The following is a 14943-nucleotide window of genomic DNA, read 5'->3' on the forward strand; positions in this document are numbered from 1 at the left end:
CCTCGGCCGCACCCGGCGGCTCCGTCACCATGGGTCGGGTGACCCACCTCGCCGACCCCCTGTCCCTCCGTCGCGGCTCCGCGTGGTCGAACCGGCTGGCGCTCGCGCCGCTGACCAACCAGCAGAGCAACCTCGACGGCACCCTCGGCGACGACGAGTACGAGTGGCTCGTCGCCCGCGGCGAGGGCGGGTTCGGCCTGACGATGACCTGCGCCGCCTACGTCGCCCGCGCCGGCAACCCGTGGCCGGGCCAGCTCGGCATCGCCGACGACGCGCACCTGCCCGGCCTGACCCGGCTCGCCGACGGGCTGCGCGCCACCGGCACCGTGTCGTCGGTGCAGCTGCACCACGGCGGGATCCGCGCCAACGCCGCCGTCTCCGGCGAGCAGCTCGTCGCGCCCTGGGACGACCCCGACAAGGGTGCCCGCGCGCTGAGCACCGCGGAGGTGCGCGAGACCGTCGCCGACTTCGTCGCGGCCGCCGGTCGCGCGGAGCGGGCCGGCTTCGACGGCGTCGAGGTGCACGGCGCGCACGGCTACCTCGCCGCGCAGTTCCTCGACGCCCGCAAGAACCACCGCACCGACGAGTACGGCGGCGACCTGGCCGGGCGCTCCCGCTTCCTGCTCGAGGTGCTGCGCGGCATCCGGGAGTCGACGCCCACCCTGCAGCTCGGCGTCCGGCTCAGCCCGGAGCGGTTCGGCATGGTGCTCGACGAGGCGACGTCGCTGGCGGAGCAGGTGATGGCCGAGGACCTCGTCGACTACCTCGACCTGTCGCTCTGGGACGTCCGCAAGCCCGTGCACGGCGCCGAGGACGAGGACGAGGACGACACGCTCCTCATCGACCACTTCATGGAGCTCCCCCGGCACGGCGCCCGGGTGGGCGTCGCCGGCAAGGTCCTGGGCGCTGCCGACGCCGACTGGTGCCTGGTCAGGGGCGCCGACTTCGTGACGATCGGGACCGGCGCGATCATCCACCACGACTTCGCCCGCCGCGCCGTCACGCACCCGACGTTCGTGAGCATGTCCCAGCCCGTGTCGCGCGAGCACCTCGCGGCCGAGCGGGTCTCGCCCTCGTTCGTCGACTACCTGGCCGCCGGCTGGGACGACTTCGTCGCCTGAGCCGCCCGGGTCGCCCGGGTCGCCCGGGTCGCACCGGGTCCCCGACGTGCGGGACCCAATTGAACATGTTCAAAAGTTGGCCTACGGTGGTGCCGTGAAGATCGTGATCCCCGGTGGGACCGGCCAGGTCGGCGGCGTCCTGCGCCGCGCACTCCTCGAGTCCGGGCACGAGGTCGTCGTCCTGAGCCGGCACCCGGTCCCCCTCGAGGCGGGCGTCCGCCACGTCGGCTGGGACGGGCGGACGCTCGGCGCGTGGGCCGAGGAGGTCGACGGCGCCGACGCGGTCGTCAACCTGGCCGGCCGCACGGTCAGCTGCCGCTACACCGACGAGCACCTGCGCCAGATGATGGACTCGCGCGTGGAGTCCGCGCGCGTGGTCGGACGGGCGATCCGGGCCGCGGCGCAGCCGCCCCGCGTCTGGCTGCAGATGAGCACCGCGACCATCTACGCCGACACCCGCGGCCCGGCGCACGACGAGGCGACCGGTGTGATCGGCGGCGAGGAGCCCGACGTCCCCCTCTACTGGGAGTACAGCGTCCGGATCGCCCGGCGCTGGGAGGCCGCCCAGGCCGAGGCCGCGCTGCCGGCGACCCGGCGGGTCGCGCTGCGCACCGCGATGGTGATGACCCCCGACCGCGGCGGCGTCCTCGACCACCTGCTGTGGATGGCCCGGCTCGGGCTCGGCGGACCCGTGGCCGGCGGCGGGCAGTACGTGTCCTGGATCCACGGCGACGACTTCTGCCGCGCGGTCGCGTTCCTGCTCGACCGCGACGACGTCGAGGGGCCGGTCAACCTGGCCGCACCGGACCCGCTCCCCCAGCGCGAGCTGATGGACCGGCTGCGGGACGCGTGGGGCCGTCGTCCCGCCCTGCCCGCGACGCGGTGGATGGCCGAGGTCGGCGCGCTGGCCCTGCGCAGCGACACCGAGCTGCTCCTCAAGAGCCGCCGCGTGGTGCCGGGCCGGCTGCTCGACGCCGGCTTCGCCTTCGACCACCCGACCTGGGACGACGCCGCCGCCGCCCTGGTGCGCGACGTCCGCGACCGCCGGTCCCTGGGGCGGGCTCGCAGCGCCGCGTAACCTCGACACGTGAGCATCTCCACCTCCTCGCTCGAGCTCGGCACCACCTTCGCGACCGAGCTGCCCGAGCTCGCGCTGCCCTGGAGGGCCGAGGAGGCCCCCGAGCCCCGGCTGCTCGTGCTGAACCAGCCGCTCGCCGTCGAGCTGGGCCTCGACCCGGCGTGGCTGCGCTCCGACGACGGCGTCCGGCTGCTCGTCGGCAACGCCGTCCCCGCAGGCGCCACGCCGGTCGCGCAGGCCTACGCCGGGCACCAGTTCGGTGGCTACTCCCCCCGGCTCGGCGACGGCAGGGCCCTCCTGCTCGGGGAGCTCGGCGGCCCCGGACAGCGGCGCGACCTGCACCTCAAGGGCTCCGGCCGGACGCCGTTCGCGCGCGGCGGCGACGGGCGCGCGGTCGTCGGCCCGATGCTGCGCGAGTACGTCGTCAGCGAGGCCATGCACGCCCTCGGCATCCCGACGACCCGCTCCCTCGCCGTCGTGGCGACCGGCCGCCGGGTCCAGCGCGAGGTGCCGATGCCGGGTGCCGTGCTGGCCCGCGTCGCCGCCAGCCACCTGCGCGTCGGAAGCTTCCAGCTGGCCCGCTCCACCGACGACGCCGACCTGCTCCGCCGCCTCGCCGACCACGCCATCGCCCGTCACCACCCCGCCGCCGCCGACGCCGCCAACCCGGCGCTCGCGCTCTTCGAGGCCGTCGTGGCGGCCCAGGCGTCGCTGGTCGCGCGCTGGATGCTGGTCGGGTTCGTGCACGGGGTGATGAACACCGACAACGTCACCATCTCCGGCGAGACCATCGACTACGGCCCGTGCGCCTTCCTCGAGTCCTTCGACCCGACGACCACCTTCAGCTCGATCGACGCGCAGGGCCGCTACGCCTACGGCAACCAGCCGGTCGTCATGGAGTGGAACCTCGCCCGGCTCGGCGAGGCCCTGCTCCCGCTGGTCCACGACGACGAGGCCGAGGCCGTGACCCTGGTGACCGACGCCCTCGGCGGCTTCCGGCGCCAGTACTCCGCCGCCTGGTCCGCCGGCCTCGGCGCCAAGCTCGGCCTCACGGGCGCCGCCTCCGAGGAGCCGGTCGTCGACGACCTGCTGCGCCTGCTCCAGGAGAACCACCCCGACCTCACCTCGTTCTTCCGCGCGCTCACCACCGCCGCCGGCACCGGCGACCGCGAGCCCGCCCGCAGCCTGGTCGTCGACCTCGCCGGCATCGATGCCTGGCTCGACCGCTGGCTGGCCCTCGGCCCGGACGCCGACCTGATGCGCCGCACCAACCCCGTCGTCGTCCCGCGCAACCACCTGGTCGAGGAGGCGCTGGACGCCGCCACCGCCGGTGACCTGGAGCCGTTCGGCCGCCTGGTCGAGGCCGTCACGCACCCGTTCGAGGAGCGGCCGGGCCTCGAGCGGTACGCCGAGCCCGCGCCCGACTCCTTCGGCGGCTACACGACCTACTGCGGCACCTGACCGCTCACCGGCGGCGCAGCAGGACCGCGACCTCGTAGTGCCCGGTCTGCGGGAACATGTCGAGCAGCCGCGCCCGCTCGGCGACGTAGGACGGCAGGGCGGCGAGGTCGCGGGCCAGCGACTCCGCCCGGCAGCTGGAGTAGATCAGCGTCCGGGCCGGTGAGCGCTCGAGCCACGCGCACAGCTCGGGCCCCAGGCCCCGTCGCGGCGGGTTGACGACCACGAGGTCGGCGGCGGAGTCCGGCGGCGTCGTCGCGTCGCCGGCCAGGAAGGCGACGTCGCGCAGGCCCAGCTCGGCGGCGGTCGTCGTGGCGCTCGCGACCGCCTGGTCGCTCACCTCGACGCCGAGCACCCGCCGGCCCGGCGCCGCGAGGTGCAGGGCGAAGCCGCCGACCCCGCAGTACAGGTCGAGGACGTCGGTCGGGGCGACCTCGTCGGCCCACGCCGCGGCCTGCCGGTAGAGCGCCGCGGCCACCTCGGTGTTGGTCTGGAAGAAGCTCTGCGGACCGAGGTGCAGCGCGATGTCGTTGACGGCGACCCGCAGCGTCGACCGCTCGGTCAGCACGACCTCCTCCGGGCCCTCGAGCACCGCCTTGTGCTCGGGCTGGAGGTTGGCGCTGACCACGACGACGTCCGGGCGCGCCGCGAGGAGGGCCGGCAGGTGCTTGCGCAGCCGCGGCAGCGCCTCGCTCGAGCGGAGCACGAACCGCACCAGGTGCTCGCCGTCGGGCGACTCGGTCACCAGCAGGTGCTTGAGCTCACCGCGGCGCGACGGCACGTCGTACGGCGTCAGCCCGGCCCGTCCGACCAGGTCGGCGAGCGCGGGCAGCAGCGCCTGCATCCGGGGCGAGTAGAGCCCGCAGGTGCGCAGGTCGGTGCCGTGGCCGTGCGGGTCGAGGATCCCGAGCGTGGGCCGCTCGGCGGTGCCGCCGACGGCCATCTTGGCCTTGTTGCGGAACCCGCTCGGCCGGCTCGTCACCGGCGGCAGCCACGCGAGGCCCGGGTGGTCGCCCAGCACCCGCCGGCAGTGCTCGACCTTCGCCGCGACCTGCGCGTCGTACGGCGTCCGGAGCTCGGTGCACGAACCGCACCGGCCGTCCTCGAAGTAGCCGCACCGCACCCGGTGACGGTAGCCGGTCGCTGCTCAGAACATCGCGTCGCGGCGCGCGGAGCGGTGCACCACCAGGGCCGCCGCGAGCGGCAGCACGGCGACGACCACGGCCGCGACCGCCCACGGGACCTGGTCGCCGGCCGTGCGGGACCCCTCGAGCGCGGGGTCGCCGGCGGAGGCCAGGGTGACCAGCAGGGTGAGGCCGACGCCGGCAGCAGCCGTCCAGGCGGCGCCGCCGACGGCGACCCCGGTCGAGAGCGCGACGGTGCTGCGGAAGCAGTGCAGCGCGGCCAGCACCAGGTTGACCGCGCCGATCACGACGGCACCGGCCACGACGAACAGCGGGGTCAGCCCGTACAGCGGGTCGAGGTCGTCGACCCCCGCTGTCAGGGCAGCGTCGGCCCGCAGGAGGCAGGCCGCCGTCACGGCGACCGCGGCGAGCGGCAGCAGGAAGGTGGCGACGGCCAGCGCACGGGGCGCGACGACGGCGGGTACGGACCAGGTCTCACGGGAGGACGACACGACGGTGAGCCTGGTACCGCCGCCGCCCCCCGGACAGAGTCGTCGTACTCAGGCCGCGCCGGGGACCTAGGCCGACCGGTCGGAGGAGAAGCCGTGCTGCAGGCACCACACGACGGCCTGGCTGCGGCTGGAGACGCCGATGCGGCGGTAGGCGCTGCGGATGTAGGTCTTGACCGAGTTGATGCTCAGGTAGCTGCGCTCGGCGATCTCCTGGTTGCTGAGCCCCTGGGTGATGAGCGACAGCACGTCGACCTCGCGCGGGGTGAGCCCGACGTCGTGCCCGAGCCGGTGGCCGACGGCCTCGGCGTCGGTCGACCCGACCGCACCGGAGGTCGCCGCGACGCCGACCCCGACGGGCGTGGCCGAGAGCACCGCGCTGAGCAGCTCGTCGTCGTCGACGCCGAGGGAGAAGAAGCCGTCGGCGCCGCGGGCCAGGGCCCGGGCGGCGAGGTCGGGACGCAGGTCCTGCGAGACGACGAGGACGGCGGAGACGGTGGAGTTGACGTAGAACTCCAGGTCGGCGCCGTCGCCCTGGTGCAGGCCGACGGCGTCGTACAGGATCACGTCGGGGTCGTGGGCGTCGGCGCCGGTGGACAGCTCGACGACCGCGACCCGGTCGGGGTGGTGGGAGAGCATCGCGGTCAGCCCGGCCGACACGACGTCGAGGGGACTGACGACCGCGACCGTGCTCACGGGGGAGGTCATGACCCAGGTCTATCGGAGATGGACACCGGCCCGGCGCACGGTCACCCCTGAGGGTGAACCCGGGTGTCGCGCCACCTCCGGCACTGCCACGCCCGGCACGGCCGACCGGGAAGCCCGGTGGTCGTCACCCCCGTGGGCGGGTGCGCCTGCCTCTACGATCCTCCCATGGCACGCCCGCTCCGCATCGCGATCGTCAACGACTACCAGATCGTGGTGGCGGGCGTCGCCGCCGTCCTGCACCCCTTCGCCAGCCGGGTCGAGGTCGTCGAGCTCGACGTCAAGGCGCCGGTGCGGAGCGCGGTCGACCTGGTGCTCTACGACTCCTTCGGCCAGCCGCAGGGCGACGCCGTCCCGCTCGACGACATGGGGGCCGTCGCCGCCGGCCAGGTCGTCATCTTCAGCTGGAACACCGACCCGCGCCTCGTCGAGCGGGCCATGGCCGCCGGGGTCGCCGGCTACCTGTCCAAGTCCCTCTCCGGGGGCGAGCTCGTGGCCGCACTGGAGGCCGCGCACTCCGGACGGCGCGTGGTCCCCAAGCCCGACACGGAGGCTGCCGACGAGTTCGGTCGCTGGCCGGGCGACGAGCACGGCCTCAGCGCCCGCGAGGCGGAGGTGCTGGCGCTGATCTGCCAGGGCCTGAGCAACCAGGAGATCACCGAGCGGGCCTTCATCGGCATGAACACCGTCAAGACCTACATCCGCACGCTGTACCGGAAGATCGGCGTCGAGAGCCGCACCCAGGCCGTGCTCTGGGGCGTCGAGCACGGTTTCGAGCCGGTCCCGGCCCGGATCGTGCGTCACCCCCGGTCCTGACCGGCTCTTTACCCGGCTCCTCTTCACCCGCAGAGGCGGACCGGTCCCCGCCGCCGACTGTCATGGTCGCCGGATGGGATATGGATTCGGAGCATTTCTGCTCGTCGTCGGCCTGGTGCTCGCTCTCGCCGTCAAGGACTCCGTCGACGCAGTCGACCTCGTCACCGTCGGTTGGATCATGGCTGCCGTCGGCGTCGCCGTGATCGCGCTCACCGCGATCACCTTCAGCAGCAGCCGGCGCCGCAAGTCCGTCGTGGCGACCACGCACCCGGACGGCTCGCAGACCGTGCAGGAGCGCCGCGACACCCAGATGTGAGGACGCCGGTCAGGCCCGCAGCTTCTCCAGCAGCGGGCCGGCCGCCTCGTCGAGGAACTGCTGCTGCCACCGGTCGCCGACCTGGACCAGCGCGACGTCGGTGAACCCGGCGTCCACGAACTCGCGGACGGCGTCGGCGATCGCGTCGAGGTCGGGACCGCACGGGATCGAGTCGGCGACGTCCTCGGGGCGGACGAACTGGGTCGCGCCCGCGAAGCCGGCGGTCGTGGGCAGGTCGGCGTTGACCTTCCACCCGCCGGCGAACCAGCGAAACTGCTCGTGGGCCAGCTCGACGGCGGCGCCGGCGCCCTCGGACGCCGGGGCCCAGCAGATCGGGATCTGCCCGATCGCGCGGCCGGGGCCCTCGGGCCCGATCCGCGGCGCCCCGTCGACGGCGTTCCACGTCTCGACCAGCGAGGCGTCGGGCTCGACGGCGACCAGGTGGTCGGCCAGGGGGCCGAAGGTCTCGATCGAGCGGTCGCCGGAGACCGCGACGGCCAGGTCGACGCCGTCGTCGGGCAGGTCCCAGATCCGCGCCGACTCGACGCGGAAGTGCTCGCCGTCGTGGTCGACCAGGTCGCCGGTGTGCAGGCGCCGGATGACCTCGATGGCCTCCACGAGCATCGCCTGCCGGGTGGCGACCCCGGGCCAGCCCTGACCGACGACGTGCTCGTTGAGGCTCTCCCCCGAGCCGAGGCCCAGGGTGAAGCGTCCCTCGGCCAGCAGCTGGAGCGTCGCGGACTTCTGGGCCACGACGGCCGGGTGGTAGCGCAGGGTCGGGCAGGTCACGTAGGTCATCAGCCCGACCCGCTCGGTGGCGTGCGCGACCGCCCCGAGCACCGTCCAGGCGTGTGGTGCGTGCCCCTGGGCGGCCAGCCAGGGCGAGAAGTGGTCGCTCGACACCTCGAAGTCGAAGCCGGCCTCCTCCGCGCCGACCGCGTAGGACACCAGCTCCCGGGGGCCGCTCTGCTCGGTCATCAACGTGTAGCCGAATCTCGTCATGGCTCCAGCCTCACCGCCGCCGGAGGCTCGGGGAGCACCCCTGCGGATGACTCGGCGGCACCCGGCACCGGCGGGACCGGCCCGCCCCGTGGGCAGGCGGGCAGCGCGGGCGGCCGCGCTCTGGCATCCTCTGCAGATGAGCAGTGCAGCACCCGTGCGCGTCGCCGTCGTCAACGACTACGAGATCGTGGTCGTCGGCGTCGCCGCCGCACTGGCCCCCTTCGTCGACCGGATCCGGGTCGTGGAGGTCGCGGCCGGGACCCGCGCGGTCAGCGACGTCGACGTCGTCCTGGTCGACACCTTCGGCCAGCGCCAGCGCGGCCTGCGGCCGGTGACGGCGAGCAGGGGCGACGGCGCCCGGGTCGTGGTGTTCAGCTGGGACGAGGACCCGGCCCTCGTCGCGGCCTCGGTGGCGGCCGGGGCGGCCGGCTTCGTGTCCAAGCGTGCCTCGGCCGAGGAGCTCGCCTCGGCCCTCGAGCGGGTCCACGCCGGCGAGACCGTGGTGCCGGCGGACCCGCGGCCCGGCGAGCCGCCGGCCGCCGACGTCCTGGGGCGCTGGCCCGGCGACCGGCTCGGGCTGAGCCCGCGCGAGGCGGAGGTGCTCTCGCTGATCTGCCAGGGGCTCAGCAACGACGACATCACCGAGCACGCCTTCATCGGCATCAACACCGTCAAGACCCACATCCGCACGCTCTACCGCAAGATCGGCGTCGAGAGCCGCACCCAGGCCGTCGTCTGGGGCCTGCAGCACGGCTTCGAGCCCGACCGGGTCCGCGTCCTCGAGTCCTGAGGCCGCGGGGGCCTACAGGTGCTCGAGGGAGTCGAGCAGGCTCTCGGCCACGAAGTCCCCCAGCACCATCAGCCCGTCGCGGTCGAGGACGACCGACGACGAGGCGTGGCGCGGGCTGAAGACCGCGTGGTAGGTCACGCGGGTGCCGCCGGGGACGTCCTCGACGGTGATGGTGTCGAGCAGCGCCAGGCCGGCGCCCCGGCCGCGCAGCTGGAGCCGCTCGTGCTCGACGTACTCGGTGACGACGTAGTCGATCTCCGTGCTGAGCCCGTCGAACTTCGAGACGTTGTGGTAGGTCGTGCCGACGCCGCCGTCACCGCTGAGCCGCTCGGTCGACAGCGTGGGCGGGTCCCACTCCTCGGTGGTGGTGAAGTCGGCCAGGAACGCCCATACCGCCCGGAGCGGTCGGTCGACGGTGATCGTGCGCTCCACGACCGGCACGACGACTCCCCCGAGCTCCCTGGTCCGGCACCACGGCGGCGACGGGACTGCCCCGACCCTGTCCCGGATGCCCCCGCCGCGTCCGCACCCCGAGGGGTGGCCGCCGCTCAGGCGGCCTCGGCAGCGGCGCCCGCGGGCGCAGCCGCGGACGGCTCCTCCAGCGCACCCCGGACGACGTCGAGGACGTCGCCGACGACGTGCACCGTGAGCGCCTCCAGCACCTCGGCCGGGACGTCGTCGAGGTCCGGCTCGTTGCGCAGCGGCACGAACACGTCGGTCAGGCCGGCCCGCTGCGCGGCGAGCAGCTTCTGCTTGAGCCCGCCGATCGGGAGCACCCGCCCGTTGAGCGTGACCTCGCCGGTCATGCCCACCGTCGAGCGCACCGGGCGCCCGGTGGCCAGCGACGTCAGGGCGGTGACCATCGTGATGCCGGCCGACGGGCCGTCCTTCGGCGTCGCGCCGGCGGGCACGTGCACGTGGATCGCCTTGTCGAAGAACGCCGGGTCGACGCCGAGCTCGCCGGCGTGCGAGTGCACGAACGAGAGCGCGATCTGGGCCGACTCCTTCATCACCTCGCCCAGCTGCCCGGTCAGGGTCAGCCCGGCCCCGCCGGTGCCGGCGTCGTGGGCACTGGCCTCGATGAACAGGACGTCGCCGCCCAGCCCGGTGACCGCGAGGCCGGTGGCCACGCCGGGCACCGAGGTCCGCTCGGCCGACTCGGGCATGAAGCGCGGGCGCCCGACCAGCTCGGGGAGGTCGTCGACGCCGATGTCGACGTGGGTGGCCGCCCCGGTCGCGAGGCGGGTCGCCGCCTTGCGCAGCGCGCGGGCGATCAGCCGCTCCATCTGGCGCACGCCGGCCTCGCGGGTGTGGTTGGCCGCGAGCTCGTGCAGGGCCTCGTCGCTGACGGTGACCTCGTCGGTCGTCAGCGCGGTCCGCTCCAGCTGGCGCGGGAGCAGGAAGTCGCGGGCGATGGCGACCTTGTCGTCCTCGGTGTAGCCGTCGAGGGTGACCAGCTCCATCCGGTCGAGCAGCGCGCTCGGGATCTGCTCGACGACGTTCGCCGTGGCGACGAACAGCACGTCGGAGAGGTCGAGGTCGAGCTCGAGGTAGTGGTCGCGGAAGGTGTGGTTCTGCGCCGGGTCGAGCACCTCGAGCAGGGCGGCGGCGGGGTCGCCGCGGTGGTCGGCGCCGACCTTGTCGACCTCGTCGAGCAGCACGACCGGGTTCATCGAGCCGGACTCCTTGATCGCCCGGACGATCCGGCCGGGCAGGGCACCCACGTAGGTGCGCCGGTGGCCGCGGATCTCGGCCTCGTCCCGGACGCCGCCCAGGGCGACGCGCACGAAGTTGCGGCCCAGGGCGCGAGCCACGGACTCACCGAGCGACGTCTTGCCGACGCCGGGAGGCCCGGCCAGGAGCACGACCGCGCCGGAGCCGCGGCCGCCGACGACCTGCAGGCCGCGCTCGGCGCGGCGGGAGCGGACGGCGAGGTACTCCACGATCCGGTCCTTGACCTCCTCGAGGCCGTGGTGGTCGGCGTCGAGGACCGCCCGGGCGGCGACGACGTCGGTGGAGTCGTCGGTGACCACGCCCCAGGGCAGGTCGAGCACGGTGTCGAGCCAGGTGCGGATCCAGCCGGCCTCGGGGTTCTGGTCGCTGGCGCGCTCGAGCTTGTCGACCTCGCGCAGCGCGGCCTCGCGGACGGCGTCCGGCAGGCCGGTGTGGGCCTCGACCCGGGCGCGGTAGTCGTCGGAGCCCTCGGGCTCGCCCTCGCCGAGCTCCTTGCGGATCGCGGCGAGCTGCTGGCGCAGCAGGTACTCGCGCTGGGTCTTCTCCATGCCGTCGCGGACGTCCTCGCCGATCTTGTCGGTGAGCTCGACCTCGGCGAGGTGCTCGCGGGTCCACTCGACCAGCCTGGCGAGCCGCTGCTCGACGTCGGGGGTCTCGAGGAGCTCGCGCTTGCGCTCGTCGGAGAGGTAGGGCGCGTAGCCGGCGGCGTCGGCGATCGCGCTGGCGTCGGTCATCCGGTGCACGGTGTCGATGACCTGCCAGGCCTCGCGGCGCTGGAGGACGGCGACGACGAGCCGCTTGTAGTCCTCGGCGAGCTCACGGGCCCGGTCGGTGACGTGCTCGTCGACGGCCTCGACCTCGACCCAGAGGGCCGCGCCGGGTCCGGTGACGCCGCTGCCGATGCGACCGCGCCGCTCGGCCTTCAGCACCGCGGCAGGCGCGCCGCCGGAGAGCTGGCCGACCCGCTCGACGGAGGCGATGACGCCGTGGGAGGCGTAGCGGTCCTCCAGGCGGGGGGCGACGAGGAGCCGGCCGTCGCTGGAGGCGCGGGCGGCGTCGATCGCGGCGCGGGCGGCGTCGTCGAGCTCGACCGGGACCACCATGCCCGGCAGCACGACGAGGTCGGTGACGAAGAGGACCGGCAGCGCGGTCGTGCCGGGCTGGCCGGAGAGGTCGGTGGCGTTCGTGTCGGTTGTGCTCATGTCCGCTCAACCACGCAGGTTCGGTGCGCTGTTCCGCTGTTCGTCGTGGGCGAACAGCGGTGCGGACCGGGCGCCGTCCTAGGGTGGGTCGATGACCACGGGCGGGTTGCGCGCGGCGTACTTCGGTGCCGGCCAGGCGATCCTGGCGAGCGAGGGGTACGGCGGCCTCAAGCTGGCCGCGGTCGTCGGCCGCCTCGGCGTCACGACCGGCAGCTTCTACCACTCGTTCGCGAGCTGGCAGGAGTACACCGACGCGCTGCTCGAGAACTGGCGCGAGGAGCGGACCACCCAGCTGGTCGCCCTCGCGCGCGGGCACGCCCACCCCGTCGAGCGGCTCCGCGTGCTGGCCCGGATGAGTGCCGACCTGCCGCACCGCAGCGAGGCCGCGATCCGGGTCTGGGCCGCGGTCGAGCCGCGGGTCCGGGCGGTGCAGGAGCGCGTCGACGACGACCGCCGGGCGATCGTCGTCGAGGCCCTCGAGGAGCTGGTCGGGCCCGAGGACGCCGCCCACCACGCCGTGCTGGCGATGTGCACGCTCGTGGGCTACGAGATGCTCGCCGACCGGGTCAGCCCGGAGGAGCTGGCGTGGTCGTTGGACGCGATCCTGCGCTCGGCGGTCGACGGGCGGGGCCGGGACGGCTGACCCGGCCCTGTCGGGCCGCCGGCCCGGTCAGGCCCGAGCGGCCCGGCACTCCGGGCAGGTGCCGAAGAGCTCGATGGTGTGGCTCACGTCGACGTAGTCGTTCTCGGCCGCCTTGGACGCCGCCCAGCGCTCCACGGCCGGGCCCTCGATCTCGACGGTGCGGCCGCAGTGGCGGCACACCAGGTGGTGGTGGTGGGTCGTGCTGCAGCGCCGGTAGACCGCCTCGCCGCCGTCGGTCTTGACGACGTCGACCTCGCCGGCGTCGGTGAGGGCCTGGAGGGTCCGGTAGACCGTCGCCAGGCCGACCGACTCACCGTCGCGACGCAGCGCGTCGTGGATCTCCTGGGCGGTGCGGAAGTCGTCGGAGGCGAGCAGCGCGGCCTCGACGGCGCGCTTCTGCCGGGTGGAGCGCGTCCCTGCTGTCGGGCGGTCCACCGACTGGTCGTTCATGCCCGCCACCGTACCGTCCGGCCCCCGGACCCCGCGTCCGCGACCACCGCGTCCGGGGCGGTCTCAGGGCCGGCGCACCGCGGTGTCGCCCTCGCCGGCGAGGGCCTGGGCGCGGGTGGCGGCGACGCGGAACACCCGGTCGAGACCGGTCAGGCGCAGCAGCCGGGTCACCGGGTCGCCGTCGACGACGAGGATCATGCCGCCGCGCAGGCCCCGGGTCCGGCGGTGCGCGGAGACGAGCACGCCGAGCCCGACGGAGTCGACGAAGTCGATGTCGGTCAGGTCGACGACCAGCCGCACCCGGGCCTCGACGAGCAGCTCGTTCACCAGGCGGCGGAAGCCGGTCGCGGAGGCGATGTCGAGGGAGCCGGCGACGGACAGCACGACGGCCCCGTCGACGTGGGCGACCGACATCGCCGCGGACGGGTCAGGGACCACCGGTCACCACCGGGGCGGGCCGGCACCTGGAGTCGTCGTGGCCGGGGGTGCTCCGACCACGACGACTCCGAAGTATCCCTATCGGGACACTGCAATTAAAGGCGGTGGGGGGCGGCGTGCCAACCCGCCGGGCATCGGATCGCTCGACCCCGCGGAAGGCAGCGCCTCTCACGCAGCGTCCCGGGCGGGGCGTCACGCCGACGTCCCGGGCTCGAGCCGGGACCCCACCCCCACGTGGACGCCGGTTCCGACCGTGCTGCCCCGACCGACGACGGTGATCGCGTCGTCGTCGTCGAGGTCGGCGTCGGGTCCGCCGACGACGGCGTCCGCGCCGATGTCGCAGCGCATGTCGACGATCGAGCGGTGCACCGAGGCCCCGGCGCGCACGACGGTGTCGGCGAAGAGCACGCTGTCGACGACCTCGGCGCCGGCCTCGACGACCACCCCGGGCGAGAGCACGCTGCTGCGCACCGTGCCGGCCACCGTGCACCCGGGACTCACCAGGCTGTCGCTCAGCACTGCGCCGTCGAGGAACCGCGCCGGCGGCCGCTGCGGCTGGTGGGTGATGATCGGCCAGTCCTCGACGCCGAGCACGCCGACGTCGTCGAGCAGCACGTCGCGGTGCGCGGCGAGGAACTTGCTCGGCGTCCCGAGGTCGCGCCAGTAGCCGGGCAGGGCGAACGCCGCGGTCCGCCCGCGCGCGACCAGGCGGGGCAGCAGGTGCTCGCCGAAGTCGCCGAGACCGCTGTCACCGGGGCCGGCGTCGGCCCCGAGCTCGCGGTGCAGCTCCTCGAGCACCTCCACCAGCACGGCGGGGTCGTAGGCGAAGATCTCGGTCGCCACGACGCCCGAGGCGGGGTCCTCGGGCTTGTAGGCGAAGTCGACCACGCGCCCGTCCTCGACCCGCACGACGGCGTGGTCGCTCGCCTGCTCGACCGGGACCTCGGTGGTGACGACCGTGCACTCGGCCCCGGCGTCGAGGTGCGCGCGGACGACGTCGTCGAGGTCGGCGCGGTAGACGTGGTCGGCGCTCAGCACGAGCAGCACGTCGGGTCGCGCCGCCTGGACCCGGTCGCGGATGCGGTAGAGCTCGTCGGCGTTGCCGGTGGCGAAGCCGTCCTCGTCGAGGCTGCCGGTGCCCTGCTCGGGCATCAGCAGCCGCAGGCCCTCGTGGTTGCGGTCGAGGTCCCACGGACGGCCGTTGGCGACCTGCTCCTCCATCGAGGAGGCGCGGAACTGCACCGACAGCCAGATGTGGTTGACCCCGCTGTTGGCGAGGTTGGACAGCGGGAAGTCGACGAGCTGGAAGACCCCGGCGAAGGGCAGTGCCGGCTTCGCCCGCTCCCGGGTGAGGACGTCCATCCGGCTGCCGGCGCCGCCGGCCTGGATGATGGCGAGCACGCGGGACCTGGGCACGGGGTGATCGTGGCACCTGCCGCGCGGCCGCTGCACCCACCGTCGGGGTGGTACGCACGACTGAGACCCCCCGACCGCGATGCGGGAGAGGAGCCTCAGACGAACCCCGGACGACGTTGCGTCCCACCGGGAGTCGGACGT

Annotated in this window: 16 protein-coding genes; 7 read left to right on the forward strand and 9 right to left on the reverse strand. The window is 74.4% G+C overall.

Going from position 1 to position 14943, the window contains the following annotated elements:
* Positions 1 to 29: 29 nt before the first annotated feature.
* From FE634_RS18535 to FE634_RS18545, 3 genes are all read left to right on the forward strand, one after another.
* Positions 30 to 1121 (forward strand): NADH:flavin oxidoreductase, encoded by a 1092-nt coding sequence (locus FE634_RS18535; protein WP_262347486.1) that lies wholly within the window; start codon positions 30 to 32, stop codon positions 1119 to 1121.
* A 94-nt stretch (positions 1122 to 1215) separates the two neighbouring features.
* The gene (locus tag FE634_RS18540) at positions 1216 to 2199 is read left to right on the forward strand and encodes a TIGR01777 family oxidoreductase (protein WP_138876727.1); all 984 of its coding nucleotides are present in this window, start codon (positions 1216 to 1218) and stop codon (positions 2197 to 2199) included.
* Between the two features lie 9 nt (positions 2200 to 2208).
* Entirely contained in the window at positions 2209 to 3660 is a 1452-nt protein-coding gene (locus FE634_RS18545) for a protein adenylyltransferase SelO (RefSeq protein WP_138876728.1), read from the forward strand.
* 4 nt (positions 3661 to 3664) lie between these two features.
* On the opposite strand, the gene rlmC is transcribed toward FE634_RS18545, so the two are convergent.
* The 3 genes from rlmC to FE634_RS18555 all read right to left on the reverse strand — a co-directional run bounded on the left by rlmC (position 3665) and on the right by FE634_RS18555 (position 5998).
* Positions 3665 to 4780: a 23S rRNA (uracil(747)-C(5))-methyltransferase RlmC gene (gene rlmC, locus FE634_RS18550; RefSeq protein WP_138876729.1), complete on the reverse strand. Its 1116-nt coding sequence runs from the start codon at positions 4778 to 4780 to the stop codon at positions 3665 to 3667.
* 24 nt (positions 4781 to 4804) lie between these two features.
* Positions 4805 to 5293, reverse strand: coding sequence for a hypothetical protein (locus FE634_RS21230; RefSeq protein WP_170981628.1), 489 nt, complete (start codon positions 5291 to 5293; stop codon positions 4805 to 4807).
* A gap of 66 nt (positions 5294 to 5359) precedes the next feature.
* Positions 5360 to 5998 carry a helix-turn-helix transcriptional regulator gene (locus tag FE634_RS18555; RefSeq protein ID WP_137294493.1) on the reverse strand — a complete coding sequence of 213 codons (639 nt, stop codon included), beginning with the start codon at positions 5996 to 5998 and terminating at the stop codon, positions 5360 to 5362.
* A gap of 165 nt (positions 5999 to 6163) precedes the next feature.
* Here FE634_RS18555 and FE634_RS18560 point away from each other — a divergent pair, with 165 nt between their 5' ends.
* Together FE634_RS18560 and FE634_RS18565 are read left to right on the forward strand one after the other, a co-directional pair.
* The gene (locus tag FE634_RS18560) at positions 6164 to 6811 is read left to right on the forward strand and encodes a response regulator transcription factor (RefSeq protein ID WP_137294492.1); all 648 of its coding nucleotides are present in this window, start codon (positions 6164 to 6166) and stop codon (positions 6809 to 6811) included.
* Positions 6812 to 6884: 73 nt separating this feature from the next.
* Entirely contained in the window at positions 6885 to 7127 is a 243-nt protein-coding gene (locus FE634_RS18565) for a DUF6458 family protein (protein ID WP_134766646.1), read from the forward strand.
* Positions 7128 to 7136: 9 nt separating this feature from the next.
* Here the strand turns inward: FE634_RS18565 and FE634_RS18570 are convergent, their stop codons facing one another.
* The gene (locus tag FE634_RS18570) at positions 7137 to 8129 is read right to left on the reverse strand and encodes a TIGR03557 family F420-dependent LLM class oxidoreductase (RefSeq protein WP_137294491.1); all 993 of its coding nucleotides are present in this window, start codon (positions 8127 to 8129) and stop codon (positions 7137 to 7139) included.
* 136 nt (positions 8130 to 8265) lie between these two features.
* Between FE634_RS18570 and FE634_RS18575 the strand changes: the two genes are divergently transcribed.
* Positions 8266 to 8919, forward strand: a complete 654-nt coding sequence (locus FE634_RS18575; RefSeq protein WP_138876730.1) for a helix-turn-helix transcriptional regulator — start codon at positions 8266 to 8268, stop codon at positions 8917 to 8919.
* A gap of 12 nt (positions 8920 to 8931) precedes the next feature.
* On the opposite strand, the gene FE634_RS18580 is transcribed toward FE634_RS18575, so the two are convergent.
* The gene (locus tag FE634_RS18580) at positions 8932 to 9360 is read right to left on the reverse strand and encodes an SRPBCC family protein (protein WP_212721804.1); all 429 of its coding nucleotides are present in this window, start codon (positions 9358 to 9360) and stop codon (positions 8932 to 8934) included.
* 107 nt (positions 9361 to 9467) lie between these two features.
* Positions 9468 to 11855: an endopeptidase La gene (lon, locus tag FE634_RS18585; protein ID WP_138876731.1), complete on the reverse strand. Its 2388-nt coding sequence runs from the start codon at positions 11853 to 11855 to the stop codon at positions 9468 to 9470.
* 91 nt (positions 11856 to 11946) lie between these two features.
* Between lon and FE634_RS18590 the strand changes: the two genes are divergently transcribed.
* On the forward strand, positions 11947 to 12498 hold the full coding sequence (locus tag FE634_RS18590; RefSeq protein ID WP_138876732.1) for a TetR/AcrR family transcriptional regulator: 552 nt from the start codon (positions 11947 to 11949) through the stop codon (positions 12496 to 12498).
* Between the two features lie 27 nt (positions 12499 to 12525).
* On the opposite strand, the gene FE634_RS18595 is transcribed toward FE634_RS18590, so the two are convergent.
* From FE634_RS18595 to FE634_RS18605, 3 genes are all read right to left on the reverse strand, one after another.
* On the reverse strand, positions 12526 to 12948 hold the full coding sequence (locus FE634_RS18595; RefSeq protein ID WP_137294487.1) for a Fur family transcriptional regulator: 423 nt from the start codon (positions 12946 to 12948) through the stop codon (positions 12526 to 12528).
* Positions 12949 to 13011: 63 nt separating this feature from the next.
* Entirely contained in the window at positions 13012 to 13386 is a 375-nt protein-coding gene (locus FE634_RS18600; RefSeq protein WP_138876733.1) for an STAS domain-containing protein, read from the reverse strand.
* 192 nt (positions 13387 to 13578) lie between these two features.
* A complete protein-coding gene (locus FE634_RS18605; RefSeq protein WP_138876734.1) occupies positions 13579 to 14802 on the reverse strand; it encodes a glucose-1-phosphate adenylyltransferase family protein in 1224 nt (407 codons plus the stop codon).
* Between the last annotated feature and the right edge of the window lie 141 nt (positions 14803 to 14943).

Origin of the sequence: Nocardioides sp. S-1144, from assembly GCF_005954645.2 — a bacterium.
Lineage (GTDB): Bacteria > Actinomycetota > Actinomycetes > Propionibacteriales > Nocardioidaceae > Nocardioides > Nocardioides dongxiaopingii.

Coding starts and splice junctions, on each gene's coding strand:
- FE634_RS18535 (WP_262347486.1), top strand. CDS start 30: ATGGGTCGGGTGACCCACCTCGCCGACCCCCTGTCCCTCCGTCGCGGC.
- FE634_RS18555 (WP_137294493.1), bottom strand. CDS start 5,998: ATGACCTCCCCCGTGAGCACGGTCGCGGTCGTCAGTCCCCTCGACGTC.
- FE634_RS18595 (WP_137294487.1), bottom strand. CDS start 12,948: ATGAACGACCAGTCGGTGGACCGCCCGACAGCAGGGACGCGCTCCACC.
- FE634_RS18575 (WP_138876730.1), top strand. CDS start 8,266: ATGAGCAGTGCAGCACCCGTGCGCGTCGCCGTCGTCAACGACTACGAG.
- lon (WP_138876731.1), bottom strand. CDS start 11,855: ATGAGCACAACCGACACGAACGCCACCGACCTCTCCGGCCAGCCCGGC.
- FE634_RS18565 (WP_134766646.1), top strand. CDS start 6,885: ATGGGATATGGATTCGGAGCATTTCTGCTCGTCGTCGGCCTGGTGCTC.
- FE634_RS18590 (WP_138876732.1), top strand. CDS start 11,947: ATGACCACGGGCGGGTTGCGCGCGGCGTACTTCGGTGCCGGCCAGGCG.
- FE634_RS18560 (WP_137294492.1), top strand. CDS start 6,164: ATGGCACGCCCGCTCCGCATCGCGATCGTCAACGACTACCAGATCGTG.
- FE634_RS18570 (WP_137294491.1), bottom strand. CDS start 8,129: ATGACGAGATTCGGCTACACGTTGATGACCGAGCAGAGCGGCCCCCGG.